The 17,523-nt window shown below is 72.2% G+C and carries 9 protein-coding genes; 8 read left to right on the top strand and 1 reads right to left on the bottom strand.

Annotated elements, in window-relative coordinates:
- The first annotated feature begins 4 nt into the window (after positions 1–4).
- The 6 genes from PV734_RS28610 to PV734_RS28585 all read left to right on the top strand — a co-directional run bounded on the left by PV734_RS28610 (position 5) and on the right by PV734_RS28585 (position 12,139).
- Positions 5–3,004 carry an SUKH-4 family immunity protein gene (locus tag PV734_RS28610; RefSeq protein WP_319096738.1) on the top strand — a complete coding sequence of 1,000 codons (3,000 nt, stop codon included), beginning with the start codon at positions 5–7 and terminating at the stop codon, positions 3,002–3,004.
- 165 nt (positions 3,005–3,169) lie between these two features.
- Positions 3,170–4,066 carry a cellulose-binding protein gene (locus PV734_RS28605; protein WP_319292599.1) on the top strand — a complete coding sequence of 299 codons (897 nt, stop codon included), beginning with the start codon at positions 3,170–3,172 and terminating at the stop codon, positions 4,064–4,066.
- Between the two features lie 106 nt (positions 4,067–4,172).
- Entirely contained in the window at positions 4,173–5,135 is a 963-nt protein-coding gene (locus PV734_RS28600) for a TIR domain-containing protein (protein ID WP_319292598.1), read from the top strand.
- Entirely contained in the window at positions 5,136–6,875 is a 1,740-nt protein-coding gene (locus PV734_RS28595; protein ID WP_319096741.1) for an effector-associated domain 2-containing protein, read from the top strand.
- Positions 6,872–8,023 (top strand): MoxR family ATPase, encoded by a 1,152-nt coding sequence (locus PV734_RS28590; RefSeq protein ID WP_319096742.1) that lies wholly within the window; start codon positions 6,872–6,874, stop codon positions 8,021–8,023. The genes PV734_RS28595 and PV734_RS28590 overlap by 4 nt, the downstream gene beginning before the upstream one ends.
- Before the next feature lie 9 nt (positions 8,024–8,032).
- Positions 8,033–12,139: an SAV_2336 N-terminal domain-related protein gene (locus PV734_RS28585; RefSeq protein WP_319292597.1), complete on the top strand. Its 4,107-nt coding sequence runs from the start codon at positions 8,033–8,035 to the stop codon at positions 12,137–12,139.
- A gap of 45 nt (positions 12,140–12,184) precedes the next feature.
- Here the strand turns inward: PV734_RS28585 and PV734_RS28580 are convergent, their stop codons facing one another.
- Complete coding sequence (locus PV734_RS28580) at positions 12,185–13,720, bottom strand: MFS transporter (RefSeq protein ID WP_415924278.1); 1,536 nt, start codon at positions 13,718–13,720, stop codon at positions 12,185–12,187.
- A 373-nt stretch (positions 13,721–14,093) separates the two neighbouring features.
- Between PV734_RS28580 and PV734_RS28575 the strand changes: the two genes are divergently transcribed.
- Positions 14,094–14,882 (top strand): ABC transporter ATP-binding protein, encoded by a 789-nt coding sequence (locus PV734_RS28575; RefSeq protein WP_307628437.1) that lies wholly within the window; start codon positions 14,094–14,096, stop codon positions 14,880–14,882.
- Positions 14,879–17,449 (top strand): ABC transporter permease, encoded by a 2,571-nt coding sequence (locus tag PV734_RS28570; protein ID WP_319292596.1) that lies wholly within the window; start codon positions 14,879–14,881, stop codon positions 17,447–17,449. Before PV734_RS28575 ends, PV734_RS28570 begins: the two co-directional genes overlap by 4 nt.
- Positions 17,450–17,523 lie beyond the last annotated feature (74 nt).

The following is a 17,523-nucleotide window of genomic DNA, read 5'->3' as shown; positions in this document are numbered from 1 at the left end:
ACCGATGGTGACTTTCGCGCAGGCGCAGGAGCACGCCGAGGAATGGGTCAACGGGGATGTGCCGTCGTACCAGCACCGGGAGGTGCGGGTGCGGGAGTTCGAGCTCGGGTTCGTGGTCTGGGCGGAGGACCGTGCCGAGGGTCCGCGTTCGGACGGGGGCGCGCAGCGGCTGGTCCTGGCCCGGGACAGCGGCGAGGCCACGCTGTGGCCCGCGCTGCCGGTCGGCGAGGTGATCCGCCGGTACGAGGAGGAGTACGGCCGTGCGGCCTCGGTCGAGGACGCGGTACCGGCGCCTCCGGCCCGGGTCGACCTGAACCAGACGTCGTTCCTGCTGACGCCGCCGGAGTGGTTGCAGGAGGCGGCGGACAAGCTGGGGATCCAGCCTGACCGGACCTCCGGTGGTGGGGCGGCGTCGGTTTCCGTGGCCTCCTCGGCCGGGGGGCCGGTGGACTCGGTGCCGCCGGGGGCCACGCCCTGGACCGGGACCGACACGACCGGTGTGGACGCGGGCGAGGACCGGTCCGTGCCCCTGCCCGCGACCGTGTTCTCGCCGCCGCTCGGCGACGAGGACCGCGACGCCTTCGACGGGGCGGCGACTCCAGGGCTTGCCGCGACCGCGGGGTACGGGTATCCGCAGGGGGCCGGTGCGCCCTCGTACGGTTACCCGCAGGGGGCGCCGGGTGCGCCCACCCCTCCGGCGCGGGCGCTCGCTCCCAACGCCGGTGAGATCGCCGACGCGGCGACGAGCAAGGCCCCGCCGCCACGCGGTGCCCGGGCCGCGAGCACCCCGCCTCCGCCGGGTGCGCCCGGAACTCCGGGCGCCCGTCCGGGAGTTGCGCCTCCTGGGCCGCCGGGACCCGGCTCCGCCGGTGGTTACGTGCCCACGCAGTTCGTGTCGGCCCTCAACGCTGAAGGCGCCGAAGGCGTCGGCCGGGCGGAAGAGGTCGGTGGCCCCCTTCCGGCCGGCGGACCGATTCGGCCGGGTGCGCCCGCTGGGGGCGTTCACCAGGCCGCGACGATGTTCTCCGGCCCCGGTGGGCCGGGCGCGGCCGGTGCGCCGCAGCCTCCGGCGGCTCCCGGGGTTCCGGGTGCGGGTCAGGCGCAGGGTGCCTCTGGTGGGTCCGGCCGGCTCGGGGTGTCCGGTGCTCCTCGGCCTCCGGGTCCGCCGAACCCGCCCGGCGCGCCCTTGCCTCCGGGTCCGCCCGGTGTTCCGGGTGCCCCTGGTGCCTCGAACCGGTCCGGCGTTCCGCACTCGCCCGGGGGGACTCCTCCCGACGGTGTCCACCAGGCCGCGACCATGTTCGCCGACCCCCAGGGCGGCGCCAACGTGCCCCGGCCGCCGGGCGCTCCTGGGAATCCCGGGGCTGCCCAGCCGCCGGGTGCTTCGGGTGCGCGGGGCGTGCCGTCCGCTCCTGGTGCTCCCCAGCCTCCCGGCGTTCCTGGGACCCCGGGTGCCGTGCACCATGCGGAGACCGTGCTGGCCGGTCCCCCGGTCGCCGGCCCCGGTATGCCCCCGCCGCCCCCGGCCGTCGGTGCGCCCGCTCCTCCCGGCCCGCCCAACGCCCCGGGGTTCCCCGGCGCTCCGGGCGCTGCCGGAGCATCCGGCGCTCCCGGTTTCCCCGGCAGCCCGGGTGCGCAGGGCGTCCATGGCGCGCCTGGTGGGCAGGGTGCTCCCGGTGCTCCGGGCGGCTATCCCCCCACCCCTGGTGCGCAAGGTGCGCAAGGTGCTCCAGGGGCGCCGGGTGCTCCCGGTTTCCCCGGTGGGTCCGGTGCCCCGGGTGTCCCTGGCGCGCCTCCCGGCGTCCCGCGGCCCCCTGGGTCGCCCGGTGCGACGCCCCCGCCTCCCGGTGGTCGTCCGGTGCCCGGCATGCCCGCGCCGGGTGGCCAGCCTGTGCCCGGTATGGCGGCGCCCGGTTTCGCGGGGCACCCCCAGTCGGCGTCCGCCGCCGGGTTTCCGCCGCCGCCCGCGCCGAACCTCGCCGCCCCGGCCGGCCCTCAGTCCCCCTCGTACGGCTACCCCCCGCCCGGGCAGCCCACGGTCGGTCCCGGCTACCAGGCAGTGCTCCGCTACCGGGCGCCCGACGGGTCCGAGCAGCAGGTGATCCGGCGGTCCGCGCCGGGGACGCCGCATCCGGAGTGGCAGATCTTCCACGAGCTGCGGGCGATGAGCATTCCGCCGGATCAGGTTCTCGAACTGCACACCGAGTTGGAGAGCTGTGAGCTGCCGGGTGCCTACTGCGCGCGCATGATCCGCGAGCAGTGGCCCAACGCCCGGATCACAAGCATCGCGCCCTACGGCACCGATCACGCGAGCCGCCAGCAGGGCATGGGTCAACTCCTCGCGCATCAGGGCGAGTTGCATCAGGTGGCGGATGGTCCGGCACGGCCGGGGCCGGTGCGTACGCCGCTTCCGCCCGTGCAGCCCGCGCCGCCGATCCCCCCGGAGGGGGCCGCGCAGGAGCTGGCCGGCGCCTTCGGGCCCGGGGTGTTCCGGTTCGACCAGGCGGCGGTGTCGAGGCAGGGGGTGCCGCCGATCGTGGCGCACACCCTGGTCGTCGCCGGGTTGCCCACCGACATGGGGCCGTTCTTCTGGGCCCAGGCCCAGCCGGGGCGGCCGGTGCCGACACTCGCCGAGCTGGCGCAGGAGCGTGGGGTGCGGCCGGCGTCGGACGCCGGGTCGTATCTCGTGATGGGCAGTGACTTCGGCAAGGCGATCTGTGTGCAGTACGGGACGGCGAACATCGTCGCGGTGCCCGTGGAGGCGGGGCCGGGCGGAGCGCCCGTACCGCCGCAGTTCGTGAACACGGGGCTGCTCGAGTTCACGCGCTGTCTCGCGCTGCTCGGCCGTATGTGGCGGCTGCGCTACGGCCTCAACCAGGAGCAGGCGGGCCGCTGGACCGTCGACTTCCAGGCTCAGCTCGCCTCCCTCGACGCGGCGGCGCTCGGCTCCCCGGAGAGCTGGTGGGCGGTGCTGCTGGAGCAGATGTGGGACGGGTTGTTGTGACCCGCTGAGGACTGCGGGGAGGGGGCGGGTGGCCGTACGGCCACCCGCCCCCTCCTCTTGGTGCAGGCCGTGACCCGGCCCGGAGTGTCGCGTTAGGCACATTTCATCCCGATCCATCAAGATGTGCGCGAAATCATTACGTCGTACGCGGAGAGGGGTCGCAGGATGAGCGGCGCAGCGATGTCGCACGGTTTCGTGGCCGGATTCGGGGCCGGACGGGGGCGCGGATACCGGCCCGATCAGGTCGACGCGTACGCCGCCGCGCTCTCCGCGGAGCGGGACGCCGCCTGGGAGCGGGCCGCGCGGCTGACCGTGCTCGCCCGGGAGATGGACGTGGAGTCGGAGCGGTTGCGGGAGGTCGTTTCGGCGCTGGAGCCGCAGACCTACGACACCCTCGGTGAACGTGCCCGGCGTCTCTTCGAGTTGGGCGTCGAGGAGGCCACCGCCGTGCGGGAGTGGGGGCGGAGCGAGGCGCGGCAGCTGGTCGCGGCGGCCGAGGCCCACGCCGACGCCCTGCTGGAGGCCGCGGGCGCCGACGCCGAGACCGTACGGACCGAGGCCGAGGAACGTGCCCGGCACCGGCTGCTCGCCGCCCGCGCGGAGGCCGACGAGATCCGGATCGGGGCCCGGCGCGAGGTCAAGGAGGGCCGGGGGGAGGCGCTGGCCGCGTTGCGCGAGATGCGGCTGCGGACCTCGGGGCTGCTCGCCGAGCAGGAGAAGGAGTACGCCGAGCGGTGGGCCGAGGCGGAACGGCTCGCCGCCGGGCGTGAAGTCGCCCTGGAGGCGCGGAACATGGAACGGGTGGCGGTTGCCGAGGCCGCGCTGTCCGAGGCGGAGCGGGCCTTCGCGGAGGCCGAGGGATCGGTCGGGCGCACCGAGGAGGACGCCCGGATCCGCGCCGCCGAGATCCTCGCCGAGGCCCGCGTCCAGGAGGAGCGCCTCGCCCGCGAGACGGAACGCGTGCTGCGGGAGCACGGGCAGGAGTGGGACGACGTACAGGCCCACATGGACCACGTACGCAGCAGCCTGACCACGCTCACGGGGCGGGCAACGGCGGAGTAGGGGGCGGCCGAAGTTGTGAAGTATGGCCAATGAGCCACCTGGTGGACGGGCTTGCGCCATGATGTACGCACTCGTGGTGGTGTGGGGGACGCAAGGGGGATGCCACATGAGTGTCGAACCGGTGCCACCCGTGCGGGTGTTCGTTTCGTACGCGCATGACAGTCAGCAACACGTGGCGCGGGTCAGGGAGTTGTGGCAGCTGCTGCGCTCGTGCGGGGTCGACGCCGAGCTGGATCTGCCCGCGGACGAGAGCCGCCAGGACTGGGCCCTGTGGATGCTGCGCGGCATCCGCGACAGCCGGTACGTGATCGTCGTCGCCTCGCCGGAGTACCGGCGCAGGGCCGACGGGGATGCCCCGGCCGGTGTGGGGTTGGGTGTGCGGTGGGAGGCGCGGCTGCTGCGGAACATGCTGTACGAGGATCACGATGCCGCCCTCGACCGGATCATCCCCGTTGTCCTGCCCGGGGGTTCACCCGACGATCTGCCCATGTGGCTGTGCCGGTGGACGGACACCTTCTACCGGCTCGACGAACTCACCGTCACGGGAGTCGACCGGCTGCTGCGGAAGCTGACGGGGCAACCGTGCGAGACGGTGCCGGAGTTGGAGCCGATGGTGCGGCCGGCGCCTCGGGGGCAGGGGGACGAGGTGGCCGTGGTGAGTGCGGGGGGTGGATCGCCGGCCGTGGGTGCCGTGGGCGTCGTGGAGGGAGGGCGGGGCGTGGTGCCTCCTGCGTCGGCTTCGGCGGAGTTCGTGTTCCCGGAGCCAAAGGTCCTGCTGGACAGCCTCGTTGCCTGTGAAGGCCTCCACCGGCTCGGCGACCGGCACGAGTTGCTGGGTCTGATGGGCGAGAACCTGGGTCTCGGGCACCCGTTCTCCGTTGCGGAGAGCGCCGATGCCCGGACACACCTGCGCTCACTCGTCCGCCGTGTCGAGCGCACCGCCCTGCTGCGGGATGCCGTGCTCAAGGCCCTGTACCTCGCCCTGGTGGAGATCGCGCCGGACGACAGCGGCACGCGCGGCGTGCGAGAACTGCTCGTCGTCCATGGTCTGGCCCTCGGGGAGGAGTGAGTGTTCGACGCTCTGCGTCGGCGTGGCCTCGGCCGGCCGGCCCGGGACGAGGCCGACCCGCCGGCAGCGCCCACCCGGCAGTACCAGCACGGGGTCCCGCGACAGGACCAGGGGAACCTGCGGGGGAACCCGCATGAGAATCAGCATGAGAATCAGCATGAGGAGCAGCATGAGTACCGGCAGGAGAACCAGCTGCTGACGGTGATCCTGCTCGGTGTCGAGAGGCTGTCGACGCCTGCGGCCCGCGATGAACTGCTTCGCTACGCCGGACACGGGCTCAGCGAGGACACTCCACACTCCATGGTCGCCCGCGACCATCTGCGGTCCGTCATCGAGACTGCCCGGCGCGCGGAAGGCGCGTTGGAGTCGCTGCGGGACGTGCTCAAGGACATCGAGCCCGGTGACGTCGGTACCGTCTGGTTCGACCTCGCGGTCACCGTGCTCACCGTGGACGGCCCGCTGCCTCGTCGTCAGATGATCGACCTCGTCACTGAACTGCGCTGCTGCACGCCGGAGTTCGGCGGAAGGGTGGTGGCCCAGTACCTGTCCGAGCGGCGCGGCGGCGATCGGCCGCTGGGTGACGGCGTGTTCGCCTTCACCCTGCCGAGGGTGCTTCAGGAGCTCTTCGACGCACGGCGTGCCGTGGGCGAACCGGGCGGCCCGCGAGCCGACCTGCTGGACTTCCTTCAGCTGATGCTCGTGGAGGCCGGCGGCACGGCGACGAGGAGCAGCCTGGTCGACGCCTTGGTCGGCGTCCTGGGGCCGGACCGGGCCCGCGTCCGTGCGGCGGGCGACGAGTCGCAGCTCCAGACCATCATCCAGATACGGGTGGAGGAGGAGGGGGACCCGCCCGGCGACCTCCCCTTCCATCGGCGTCACTACTCGTTGCGCGGCTTCCACTACGTGCGCACCGGCGACGACCGGCCCGTCTTCCAGAGCTCACGGGCCGGGCCCGGACTGTTCACCGGCGACGAACTCGACCGCCGGGGACAGGAGTTCGTGGCCGGCTGGAGCGAGCCCTGGTTCGCGGCCCGGGGCGGGAGCAAGCGGGTGGAGTTCCTGCTGCCGCACTCGCTGCTCGGGTATCCCGCCGACGCGTGGTCGACCTCGCCCAGGGCGCAGATCGGTTTCAACGCCCAGGTCGTCGTCCGGTCCCTGGCCCGCTACCAGGACCCCGCGCTCCACGACGACTGGATCATCCGCTGGAAGGCGCTCGACCGGGACTGCCCCCGTGGCGACGCGCTGAAGCGCATCGGATGGATGGGCGTCGGCGCCGGGACGGGCCAGTCGGGCGGCGAGAACTCACCCGATCCGCAGTTCAGTTGGCCGGTCGGCAAGTACCCGCCCCTCCAGCTGTCGGCCCTCGCGGACATCGAGGACTGGCTGATGGAGAACGCCGACATGGCCTGTCTGGGCCTGGCCGCCCCCTACGGCGACCAGGATCCCCTCCTCCAGGAGGCGGTGTGCGAAGCCCTGGTGGCGTACGGCATCCCCGCCATGGTGTGGCGCCGGGACCCGGGCGATCCCGGTCTGCTGCTCGACGCGCTGCGCAGGACCGCACCGCCCGCCCTGCTGGCCGACCTGCCGCACAGCGTGCACCAGGGCCGCAAACGCAGCCGGTACGACGACATGGACGTACGACGTCAGGTCACCCTGCTGTGGGACGACCCGAACTGTGTCCACAGCGATCAGGACCACCAGATGTCCGGCACCCGCGGGGCCGGCGAAGGAGCGCCATGACACAGCGGCCGGACAGCCAGGACTGGTGGGTCTACCAGGGCGTCGGCACCCCGCACGACGGTATCCGTCGGCTGCCCCCGGCGCCTCCCTGGCGGGCTTTCCGCTACGGAGGTGCCGACCCCGGCAGTCTGCCCGAGCCGCCGTCCCAACCGGACCGGGACACCGTACGGCGCCACCTCGGCCGGACCGGGCAGGGAGCGGCGTACCAGGCGGCCGACAAGGAGATCCACCTCGTCAACCTCGCCCTGCATCTGCGCCGTCCGCTCCTGCTCACCGGTAAGCCGGGCACCGGGAAGTCCACCCTCGCCTACGCCGTCGCTCACGAGCTGAAACTCGGCCCGGTCCTGCGCTGGGCCGTCACCAGCCGCTCCACCCTCAAGGACGGCCTGTACGAGTACGACGCCGTCGGCCGGCTGTACGACGCCGGTCTGCGCAACGCGGGTGCCCTCGCGGGCCGTGACGCCCCGGTCCCGGAACCGCCGGACATCGGCAAGTACCTGTGGCTCGGCCCGCTGGGCACGGCGCTGCTGCCCTGGGCGCGTCCCCGGGTCCTGCTGATCGACGAGATCGACAAGGGTGACATGGACTTCCCCAACGATCTGCTGAACGTCTTCGAGGAGGGCGAGTTCGTCATCCCCGAACTGGCCCGACTGGGGCCGGGCGGACAGACGGTGAAGACGGCCGACCGCCGGCTCGCCGAGGTCGACGGGGGTGAAGTGGCCTGCGCGGAGTTCCCGTTGGTGGTGCTGACCAGTAACGAGGAACGCGAGTTCCCGATGGCTTTCCTACGGCGCTGCATCCGCCTGGAGATCGGCGCGGCGGACGTGGATCGGCTGGCCGGCATCGTCGCCGCCCACCTCGGTCGGCTGGAAGACCCGGGTGAGGCAGGGGAAGCGGAAGGGCCGGGAGGTCAGGGAGATCCGGGAGGTTCGGGCCGTTCAGGTCGTTCGGGATCCGATGCTTCCGGGCGGGCGGCGACCCGGGCTCGGCTCATCTCCGAGTTCCTCACCAGGCAACGGGAGTTGGGGCCGCTCGCCAACGACCAGCTACTGAACGCGCTGCTGATGGCGGAACGGGGCCTGGGGGACGGGGAGGTCGGCCAGAGCCTGGTGCGCGACCATCTGATGCGTCCGCTGGACCAGGGCTGAGGGGCTGCCGTGCCGAGGGACATGGCGCGAGGCTTCGCGGGCGGGGCGGCGCGGGGTGCGCCGAGGGCGGGCCGGGGACCGGGCGCCTTACCCCAGGCGGGGACGGCCGTGCCGGGCGGCGGCTCGCGGGCGGAGGGCGCCGACGGTGTCCTGCGCGAGGAACTCGGCCGACTGCTCGCCGCCGGTGCCCTGGGGCCGGCCGGCGGCTCGGACCCGGGTGCGGGAGCCGGAGCGGGCGCCGCGCCGGACGTACTGGACGCCTGCGACGTGCTCGACGTGCTGTGGATCGCCCAGCTCAGCGGCCTCACCCCGGAGGGCCGGCCGGGAGAGTCGCCCGAGTCGCCGGTGTCGACTGAGTCACCCATGTCGTCCGTGTCGTCCGTGGGACCGGGCCGGGGTTCCACGACGGCCGCCGCCGCTCCAACCCCATCGGCCTCCGACGCATCCCCCGCATCCGCCGCCTCTTCCTCGGCCTCGGCCATGTCGAACCCTGAGTGGCCTCCCGGCTCCGGCCGGGGGGCCGCCTCCCCGCAAATCCCCGCCGCCCGGCTTCACCTGCCCGGCGGGCCGCGCGGTGTCCCGTCCGCACCCGGCGGCGCCTACGCCATCCGCGTCGCCCAACCGGCCGCGCTCCCCGACGTACTGTCCCTGACCCGCGCACTGCGCCCGCTGCGCCAGACGGTCCCCTCGGCCCATGCCCGCACCCTCGACGTCCCGGCCACCGCAGCCGCCTCCGGCGACACGGGACTGCTGCTGCCGGTGCTGCGCCCGGCCACCGAACGCCGGTTCTCCGTGGACCTGTTGGTCGACGTCGGCACGACGATGACCGTCTGGCACCGGCTCGCCGGGGAACTGCGCACCCTGCTCGAACGGCACGGCACCTTCGCCGACGTACGCGCCTGGGCGCTGCACACGGACGGTCCGGAGCCGAGGCTGGCCCCCTTCCGGCGCGGCCCGCAGGCGCCGTCCACCACCCGGCGCTGGGGTGAGGTTCTGTACGACCCCACCGGACGCCGGGTCGTGCTGGTCCTGACGGACGGCGTCGGCCCGTCCTGGTACGGCGCCGAACTGCCCAGCACGCTGGCCCGCTGGTCCGGGCAACGCCCCGTGGCCGCGCTCCAGGTCCTGCCGAGCCGTCTGTGGCACCGTACGGCGCTGCGTACGGCGGCCGTCCGGGCCCGGGGATCGGCGGCGCCCCGGGCGACGATCGAGGCGGTCTCGTCCGCTCCGCTGCCCGGGATCGCACGAGGCCGAGCGGGCATGGCCGACCGGGCCCGGGTCGACTGGATGCCGGTACTGGAGGTTTCGGAGCCGTGGCTCAGCCCGTGGGCCCGGCTGGTCTCCGGCCGCACGAGCGACTGGACGCCCCTGCGCGCGACCGCGCTGACGGTCGTGGACCGGCCGGTACGCGCCACCCCGGCCGACGAGCCCGACACCCCGGCCAAGTGGATCGAACGGTTCGAGGCGGGCTACTCCCCGGACGCCTTCCGCCTCCTGCGGCTGCTTTCCGCCGCCCCGCTCAGCCTGCCCGTGATGCGCCTGGTCCAGCGCGCCCTGCTTCCGGCGTCCACCCCGATGCACCTCGCGGAGCTGTTCCTCTCCGGGCTCCTGGTCCGTCGTACCCCGGTGGAACCGGGTGAGAACCCCGACTCGGTGGTGTACGACTTCCGGGACGGCGTACGGGACGCGCTGCTGGCCCGGATGACCCGCACGGAGTCCCTGCGGGTGCTGCGGCAGGTGACCGAGGGCGTGAGCGAGCGGGTGGCGGCGACCCTGGGCGGTGTGACCGACTTCGCCGCGCTGATGGCGGCGGGGGAGGGCGGGGCCGGGGGCGCGGTACTGGACGGCCTCGAACTCCCCGAGGACAGCCGGGCGTTCGCCGAGGTCGCGCTGGCGGTCATCGGTGGGGCGGGGGGTGACTACCGGTGGCTGACGGATCAGTTGGCGGGGAGTGCGGCGGCGGGGGGTACGCCGACGGGCGGGAGTACGGGCGCCGCAGAAGCGCGGGCAGGGGTAGGAACAGGAACAGGGGCAGGGGCAGGGACAGAGCCACAGACCGAGACCGAGACCGAGACTGAGACTGAGACTGAGGCGGATGAGTATGAGGAGCGGGGGTCGGTCGGGGCCCGCCTCGCGGTCAGGCTGGGGCGGGGGCTGGGACGGCTCTCCGGTCGGCGGTGGGGTTCGCGACCTGCGGATTCCGGTGCCGGCGACGGCTCGGAGCACGCCCGGGCGGAAGTCCCGGTGCCGCCCTGGGCCGGTTCGGTGCCGGCGCCGTACATTCCCCGCGCCGAGGCCGCCGATGTCCTGGCGGTGCTGCGCAGGGGCGCACCCTCGACCGTCGTGAGCTATCCGGTCGACCGGGTGGCGGAGTGTGTGATCGAGGGGGCCCCCGGTGCGGGCAAGACGGCGCTGGCCCTCCACTGTGTGCGGGAGCTACTGGGCGCGGCGGGGTTCACCACCGTCTACTGGATCCGGGTCGGCAGCGGAGCGGACTTCGAGGTCGATCTCACCTCGCTCGCAACCGAGTTGGGGATCCCCGACGAGGGCGATGCGCCTCGCCGGATGAACGGCCTCACCCGGTATCTGCGCGAGCACCCCGGCTGGCTGCTGATCTATGACGGAGTCACCCCCGAGTTCTCTCCGCACTGGTTGCCACCGGAGGGCTACGGCAGCCTGCTGGTGACCGCTGACACGGACGCGTCCTGGCCCTGGCCGGACAGCATGTTCTGGCGTACGCACGAGCGGGTGAGGGTGGGCGAGCTGAGCCCCCTCCAGGTTCTGAACCACCTGCGCACGACACTCGCCGACGAACGCGGAGAACTGTGGGAGCGGGACGACGAGTTGGCCGATCTGGCGGCGGTGACAGGGAGGTACCCGCGCGACCTCGGGCAGGCCGTGGCGGCTGTCAGGGGCGCTCGTCGGCCCGTCCACGTCCATGTCGAGCAGGTGCTGACGAAGCGACTGGAGGCCGCGGGGGGCGACGAGTTCAGGGATTCCCTCGTCTGGCTCGCGCGTGACGGTGTGTTCGTCGGCACCGGGGTGGTCGCGTGGCCCGGGGTGGTGCTGACCACGGTGATCGAGGACCTGCCGGGTGCCATCGAGGTCCACTGGCAGGGCCGTTCGCACATGGCGGTGTTCCGATGGGACCGAGCCTGCGGAATTCCCCAGCTGACCCTGCTGAGGGTGCCGGGGCTGGTTCCCTCACACTCCGATCTCCCCCGCGAGGACGAGTACGCCGGCCTCGTCGCGGCGTGGTACGCCCCGTCGGCGAGTACCCGGGACGCACCGCTGATCCGGCTGCGGCCCGGCTCCGCGCCGGTGAACGGCCTGCCCACCGGGACCGCGCTGATCGACATGGCCGGAGGGCCCCGCGCCCTGACCACGGCCTCGAACTCGGCCTCGGACCCGGCCGGGGGTTCGGCGGGGACGATCGAGGTCACCCCGGGACTGCTGGCGGACCTCGCGGCCGGCGTCCGCGCCCGTGACCGTATGCCGGTGGCGCCGCAGCCCACGCGCGAGGCCCCGCAGCCGCCGTATTTCTATCTCAGCTGTGTTCATGGAGCGGGCGGTGGCAGCGAAAGGCGCTTCTTCCGCGATCTGACCGCCGAGATCTCCCGACTGACCCCTGCCCTGGTCTCCGGTACGGGCTTCTTCGCCGAGGAGGAGCTGCGCGGCGACGAGAACCGGCAGGAGCGGACCAAACTCGCCCTCGCCAGCGCCCGGGTCTTCGTACCGCTCTACTCGCGCCAGTATTTCGCCAGCGAGTGGTGTGGCAAGGAGTGGGACGCCTTCAGCCGCCGTCGGCTGTTCGCGTCGGAGAGCGACGGTGTCTCCGCGATCGTGCCCGTCCTCTGGGCCGGCATCGACGAGTGGCGACAACCCATCGCCACCCGCTCGGTCCCCTACATCGACCACCGGTTCGGCGGCAGCTACCCGACGGAGGGCCTGGCCAGGCTGATGGACCAGGAGAACCGCTTCGAGTACTGGCATGTGGTGCGCAGGACCGCGCGCGCCGTCGTCAGCGCGGCCGAGTCGACCAGCCTGAGCCCCTGCGACCTCAGCCTGTTCGAGGACCTGAAGAACGCCTTCGACGACTCCGGCTGGTGGGGCTGAGGCCCAGCTCAACCGTTTCCGGCCCCTACTGGTCCTTACCGACCTCTACTGGTCGCTCTCCAGCACCGGAAACCTTCGGGGCGCCAGCACCAGCAGCACCACGAACGCCAGTGCCGCCGCGCCCGCCGCGCCGAAGTACACCGAGTGCACCGCGTCCGCGATGGCCCGCCGGGTCGCCTCCGGGGTGACGCTCGCGCCCAGTGCCCTGGTCACCGAGTCCAGGTCGCCCGCGCCGCCCAGCCGGGACGCCAGTACGCCGTTGGCCACCGCGCCGAACAGGGCCGCTCCGATCGTCTGGCCGCTCTGCCGGCAGAAGAGCACCGACGCCGTCGTCGTGCCGCGCTCCGACCAGCCGACCGTCGACTGGACGCCCACTATCAGCGGGAGTTGGAAGAGGCCGAGAGCGCCGCCGAGCAGCAGCATCAGAAGCGTGGGCTGCCAGGGCGAGCCCGGATAGGGCAGGAAGGGGAACGCCAGCAGGATCAGGGTCGCCGTGCCGATGCCGAGCAGCGCCGTGTCGCGGAAGCCGATCCTGCGGTACACGTGCTGGCTCAGCGCCGCCGACACCGGCCAGCTCAACGTCCATACGGACAGCACGAATCCGGCGGCGATCGGGGTCAGGCCAAGCACCGACTGGGCGTACGTCGGCAGGAACACCGTCGGGGCCACCATCAGCAGGCCCAGCGCGCCCAGCGACAGGTTGACCGCCGCGATCGTGGGGCGCCGCCACACCCACCCGGGGATGATCGGCTCCGCCGCCCGGCGTTCGATCACGACGACGAGCAGCACGAGGGCAAGTCCCGTACCGAAGAAGGCGGTTGACGGCCACGACAGCCAGGGCCAGGCCACGCCCCCCTGGACGAGGGCGGTCAGGAGTACGCCGCCGCACGCGAACACCGTGAGCGCGCCGGCCCAGTCGACGCGTGGACGGGTGCCGGAGGTGTCGCGCCGCGGTTCGTGGAGGTGGCGGGCCAGGAGCCACATCGCCACCGCGCCGACGGGGAGGTTGACGAGGAAGATCCAGCGCCAGCCCGCGTAGCCGGCCAGCACTCCGCCCACCGCGGGTCCCGCGACTGCGGCGGTCGCCCAGACGGTCGACAACCTGGCCTGGATCTTGGGGCGTTGTTCGAGTGGGTAGAGGTCGGCGGCCAGCGTCTGGACCGTGCCCTGGAGGGCGCCGCCGCCGAGGCCCTGGATGATCCGGAACGCGATCAGCGCACCCATGTTCCAGGCCAGGGCGCAGAGGAGCGAGCCGGCGAGGAACAGGGCGCAGCCCGCTATCAGGACCGGTTTGCGGCCGAAGGTGTCGGAGAGTTTGCCGTACACCGGGAGGGTGACCGTGACGGCCAGCAGGTAGCCCGAGAACAGCCAGGAGAAGACGGAGAAGCCGCCGAGGTCGCCGACGATCTGCGGTACGGCGGTGGACACGATGGTGGAGTCGAGCGCGGCCAGCGCCATCGACAGCATCAGGGCCGCGACGACGGCCCCTCGTTTCTCGGTTCCGGCGCGCCGCGCGGTGTCGCGTCGTATCGCGGGTCCTGTACGGCGGCTGCTGCCCACCAGGTTCCTTTCCCCCTGCATCTATCTGCCGTCGACCACTCTGCCACTTGAGCCTCGCGTGGCGGGAGGGTGGAGGCGACCCCGAGATCCGCTCCACCGACGGGTGGACTGCCCCTAGGGGTACCTCCTTACTACGGCTCGGGGAGGGCTCGTACCGACGGAGGACGAGACGGGACCCCGACCGTCCTTAACCTGGTTTTACGCCGGTGGGGACGGCGTTCCTGAACCTCGGGGGTGGGGTTTACCCCCGCAGAAGACTGGGCCGGGCACCAGAGACCCGGACCCCGTCCGACCAGCAGACTCATAGCCGTACCGCAGGGCAACGCATCCACATGAGAATCCGCATCGGCGGGATTCAGTGCGCTTCGGCACTGACCGACTTAGGAGACATACCGTGACATCGGCTGTGACAATCACCAGGCACGGGGGCACTGGAGGGCGTACGGCCGTTGCCGCACGGGCGCGGCAGGTCGTGAAGGCGTACGGGTCCGGTGAGACCCGCGTCGTCGCCCTGGACCAGGTCGACGTGGACATCGCGCGGGGACAGTTCACCGCGATCATGGGCCCCTCGGGCTCCGGCAAGTCGACCCTCATGCACTGCCTCGCCGGTCTCGACACCGTGACGTCCGGGCAGATCCACCTCGACGACACCGAGATCACCGGGCTCAAGGACAAGAAGCTGACGCAACTGCGCCGGGACCGGATCGGGTTCATCTTCCAGGCGTTCAACCTGCTGCCGACGCTCAGCGCGCTGGAGAACATCACGCTCCCCATGGACATCGCGGGCCGCAAGCCGGACAAGGGCTGGCTGGCCCAGGTCGTCGAGACGGTGGGGCTGAAGGACAGGCTCAAGCACCGGCCCAACCAGCTCTCCGGCGGCCAGCAGCAACGTGTCGCCGTGGCAAGGGCGTTGGCGGCACGCCCCGAGATCATCTTCGGTGACGAGCCGACCGGAAACCTCGACTCCCGTGCGGGCGCTGAGGTGTTGGGCTTCCTGCGCCGCTCGGTGGACGAGCTCGGCCAGACCATCGTGATGGTCACGCACGACCCGGTGGCCGCCTCGTACGCCGACCGGGTGCTGTATCTGGCGGACGGGCGGATCGTCGACGAGATGTTCCGGCCGACCGCCGACAGCGTCCTCGACCGCATGAAGGACTTCGACGCGCGGGGGCGTACGTCATGACTGTGCTGAAGACCTCGATGCGCAACTTCTTCGCGCACAAGGGCCGGATGGCCCTCTCGGCGGTGGCCGTGCTGCTGTCGGTGGGGTTCGTGTGCGGGACGCTCGTCTTCACCGACACCATGAACACGACGTTCGACAAGCTCTTCTCGACCACGTCGTCCGACGTCACGGTGTCCCCGAAGGCGGCCAAGAGCGACGACACCCCGCAGAACGGGGTGCCCGAGTCGCTGCCGGCCTCCGTGCTCGCCAAGGCGCAGCAGGCCCAGGGCGTCAAGTCGGCCGAGGGCGCGGTCAGTTCGATGAACGTGACCGTCGTCAACAGCGACAACGAGAACATGGGGTCCACCACCGGCGCTCCGACCATCGCGGGCAACTGGACGCGCAACGACCTGCGTTCGATGGAGATCACCAGCGGTCACGCACCACGCGGGCCCACCGAGGTGATGGTCGACGCCGACACCGCCGACAAACACCACCTGAAGATGGGCGACGAGCTGCGCACCATCGCGCAGACAGGTGACATCAGGGCGCGGATCGTCGGCATCGCCACCTTCAAGGTGACCAACCCCGGGGCGGCCGTCGTCTACTTCGACACCGCCACCGCACAGCGCGAACTCCTCGGCGCCACCGGGCGGTTCACCCAGCTCAACGTCACGGCGGCCGACGGTGTCACCGACACCCGGCTCAAGCGGAACGTCACCCAGGCCCTCACGGCCGACGGTGTGTTCAAGGTGCAGACGCAGAAGGAGTTCTCCGACGAGAGCCGTCAGGGCATCGGCCAGTTCATGAACGTCATCAAGTACGCCATGCTCGGCTTCGCCGGAATCGCGTTCCTGGTCGGCATCTTCCTCATCATCAACACCTTCTCGATGCTGGTCGCCCAGCGGACCCGCGAGATCGGCCTGATGCGGGCGATCGGCTCCTCCCGCAAGCAGGTCAACCGGTCCGTGCTGGTGGAGGCACTGCTGCTCGGCTTCGTCGGATCGATCCTCGGTGTCGCCGCGGGGGTCGGCATCGCGATCGGCCTGATGAAGCTGATGGCGATGGCCGGCATGAACCTCTCCACCGACGACCTCACCGTCAAGGTGACCACCCCGGTGATCGGTCTGGTCCTCGGCGTCGTCGTCACCGTGCTCGCCGCCTACCTCCCCGCTCGCCGGGCGGGCAAGGTCTCCCCGATGGCCGCCCTGCGCGACGCCGGAACCCCGGCCGACGGCAAGGCGGGCCTCGTACGGGGTCTCATCGGCCTCGCCCTGACGGGTGCCGGCGGCTTCGCCCTCTACCTGGCCGCCAGCGCGGACAAGGCGAGCGACGGCTCACTCGTACTCGGCGCGGGCGTCGTGCTCTCGCTCCTCGGGTTCGTGATCATCGGCCCGCTGCTCGCCGGCGGTGTCGTACGGGTGCTCAGCGCCGTCCTCCTGCGGGGCTTCGGCCCGGTCGGCCGGCTGGCCGAGCGCAACGCCCTGCGCAACCCGCGCCGCACCGGCGCCACCGGCGCGGCCCTCATGATCGGCCTCGCCCTGGTCGCCTGTCTGTCGGTGGTCGGCTCCTCGATGGTCGCCTCGGCGACGAGCGAGCTCGACGCGTCGGTCGGCGCGGACTTCATCGTCGAGGGCAACCAGCGGATCGTGCCGCAGGCGGAACAGGCGATGCAGCGCACGCCCGGCCTGACCCACGTCACCCGCTACAAGGAGGTCGAGGTCACCCTGACCCCGCCCACCGGCAAGGGCGAGAAGACCCAACTGACGGCCGCCGACCCGACGTACGCCTCCGACCTGCGCCGCACCACCGTCTCGGGCACGCTGAGTGCCGCGTACGGAAACGACGCCATGTCGCTGGGCTCCGGGTACGCCAAGGACCACGGTGTGAAGGTCGGCGAGACGATGACCGTCGCCTTCAAGGGCGGCTCGACGGCGAAACTCAGGGTCGCCGCGATCACCGACGACGACGTGGCGATCGACAAGGGCTCGCAGTACCTGTCCATCGCGACGATGGAGAAGTACCTGCCGGCCGCCAAGGTCCCGCCGAGCAGCCTGATGTTCGCCTCGGCGAAGAAGGGCCAGGAGGAAACGGCGTACGCGGCCCTCAAGAAGGCGCTGGACCCGTACCCGCAGTACGACGTCCGCAACCAGGCCGACTACAAGCAGGAGCTGAAGGACCAGATCGGCCAGCTCCTCAACATGGTCTACGGCCTGCTGGCGCTGGCGATCATCGTGGCGGTACTGGGCGTGGTGAACACCCTGGCCCTGTCGGTGGTGGAGCGGACGCGGGAGATCGGCCTGATGCGGGCGATCGGCCTGTCGCGACTGCAGATGCGCCGGATGATCCGGCTGGAGTCGGTCGTGATCGCCCTCTTCGGCGCACTGCTCGGCCTGGGCCTGGGAATGGGCTGGGGCGCGACGGCCCAGCGACTGCTGGCGCTGGAGGGTCTGAAGGTGCTGGAGATTCCGTGGGTCACGATCGGCGGGGTGTTCGTCGGGTCGGCGTTCGTGGGCTTGATCGCGGCACTGGTACCGGCGTTCAGGGCGGGCCGGATGAACGTGCTGAACGCCATCGCCACGGACTGATCGGCTGACCGACCCGGGCGGGGGCCACGGGGAAACGGGGGGACTACGGGGGAAGACGGGGGAGCGGCGGCCTC

Source organism: Streptomyces sp. AK08-02 (assembly GCF_033795085.1).
In the GTDB taxonomy this organism is placed as follows: Bacteria; Actinomycetota; Actinomycetes; order Streptomycetales; family Streptomycetaceae; genus Streptomyces; species Streptomyces echiniscabiei.
The sequence above is the reverse complement of the archived record's forward strand: the minus strand, read 5'-3'. Positions and strand labels throughout refer to the sequence as shown.

Excerpts from the sequence above, each read along its gene's own strand:
- PV734_RS28610 (WP_319096738.1), top strand. The coding sequence starts at position 5 with ATGGTGACTTTCGCGCAGGCGCAGGAGCACGCCGAGGAATGGGTCAAC.
- PV734_RS28605 (WP_319292599.1), top strand. The coding sequence starts at position 3,170 with ATGAGCGGCGCAGCGATGTCGCACGGTTTCGTGGCCGGATTCGGGGCC.
- PV734_RS28600 (WP_319292598.1), top strand. The coding sequence starts at position 4,173 with ATGAGTGTCGAACCGGTGCCACCCGTGCGGGTGTTCGTTTCGTACGCG.
- PV734_RS28590 (WP_319096742.1), top strand. The coding sequence starts at position 6,872 with ATGACACAGCGGCCGGACAGCCAGGACTGGTGGGTCTACCAGGGCGTC.
- PV734_RS28580 (WP_415924278.1), bottom strand. The coding sequence starts at position 13,720 with ATGCAGGGGGAAAGGAACCTGGTGGGCAGCAGCCGCCGTACAGGACCC.
- PV734_RS28570 (WP_319292596.1), top strand. The coding sequence starts at position 14,879 with ATGACTGTGCTGAAGACCTCGATGCGCAACTTCTTCGCGCACAAGGGC.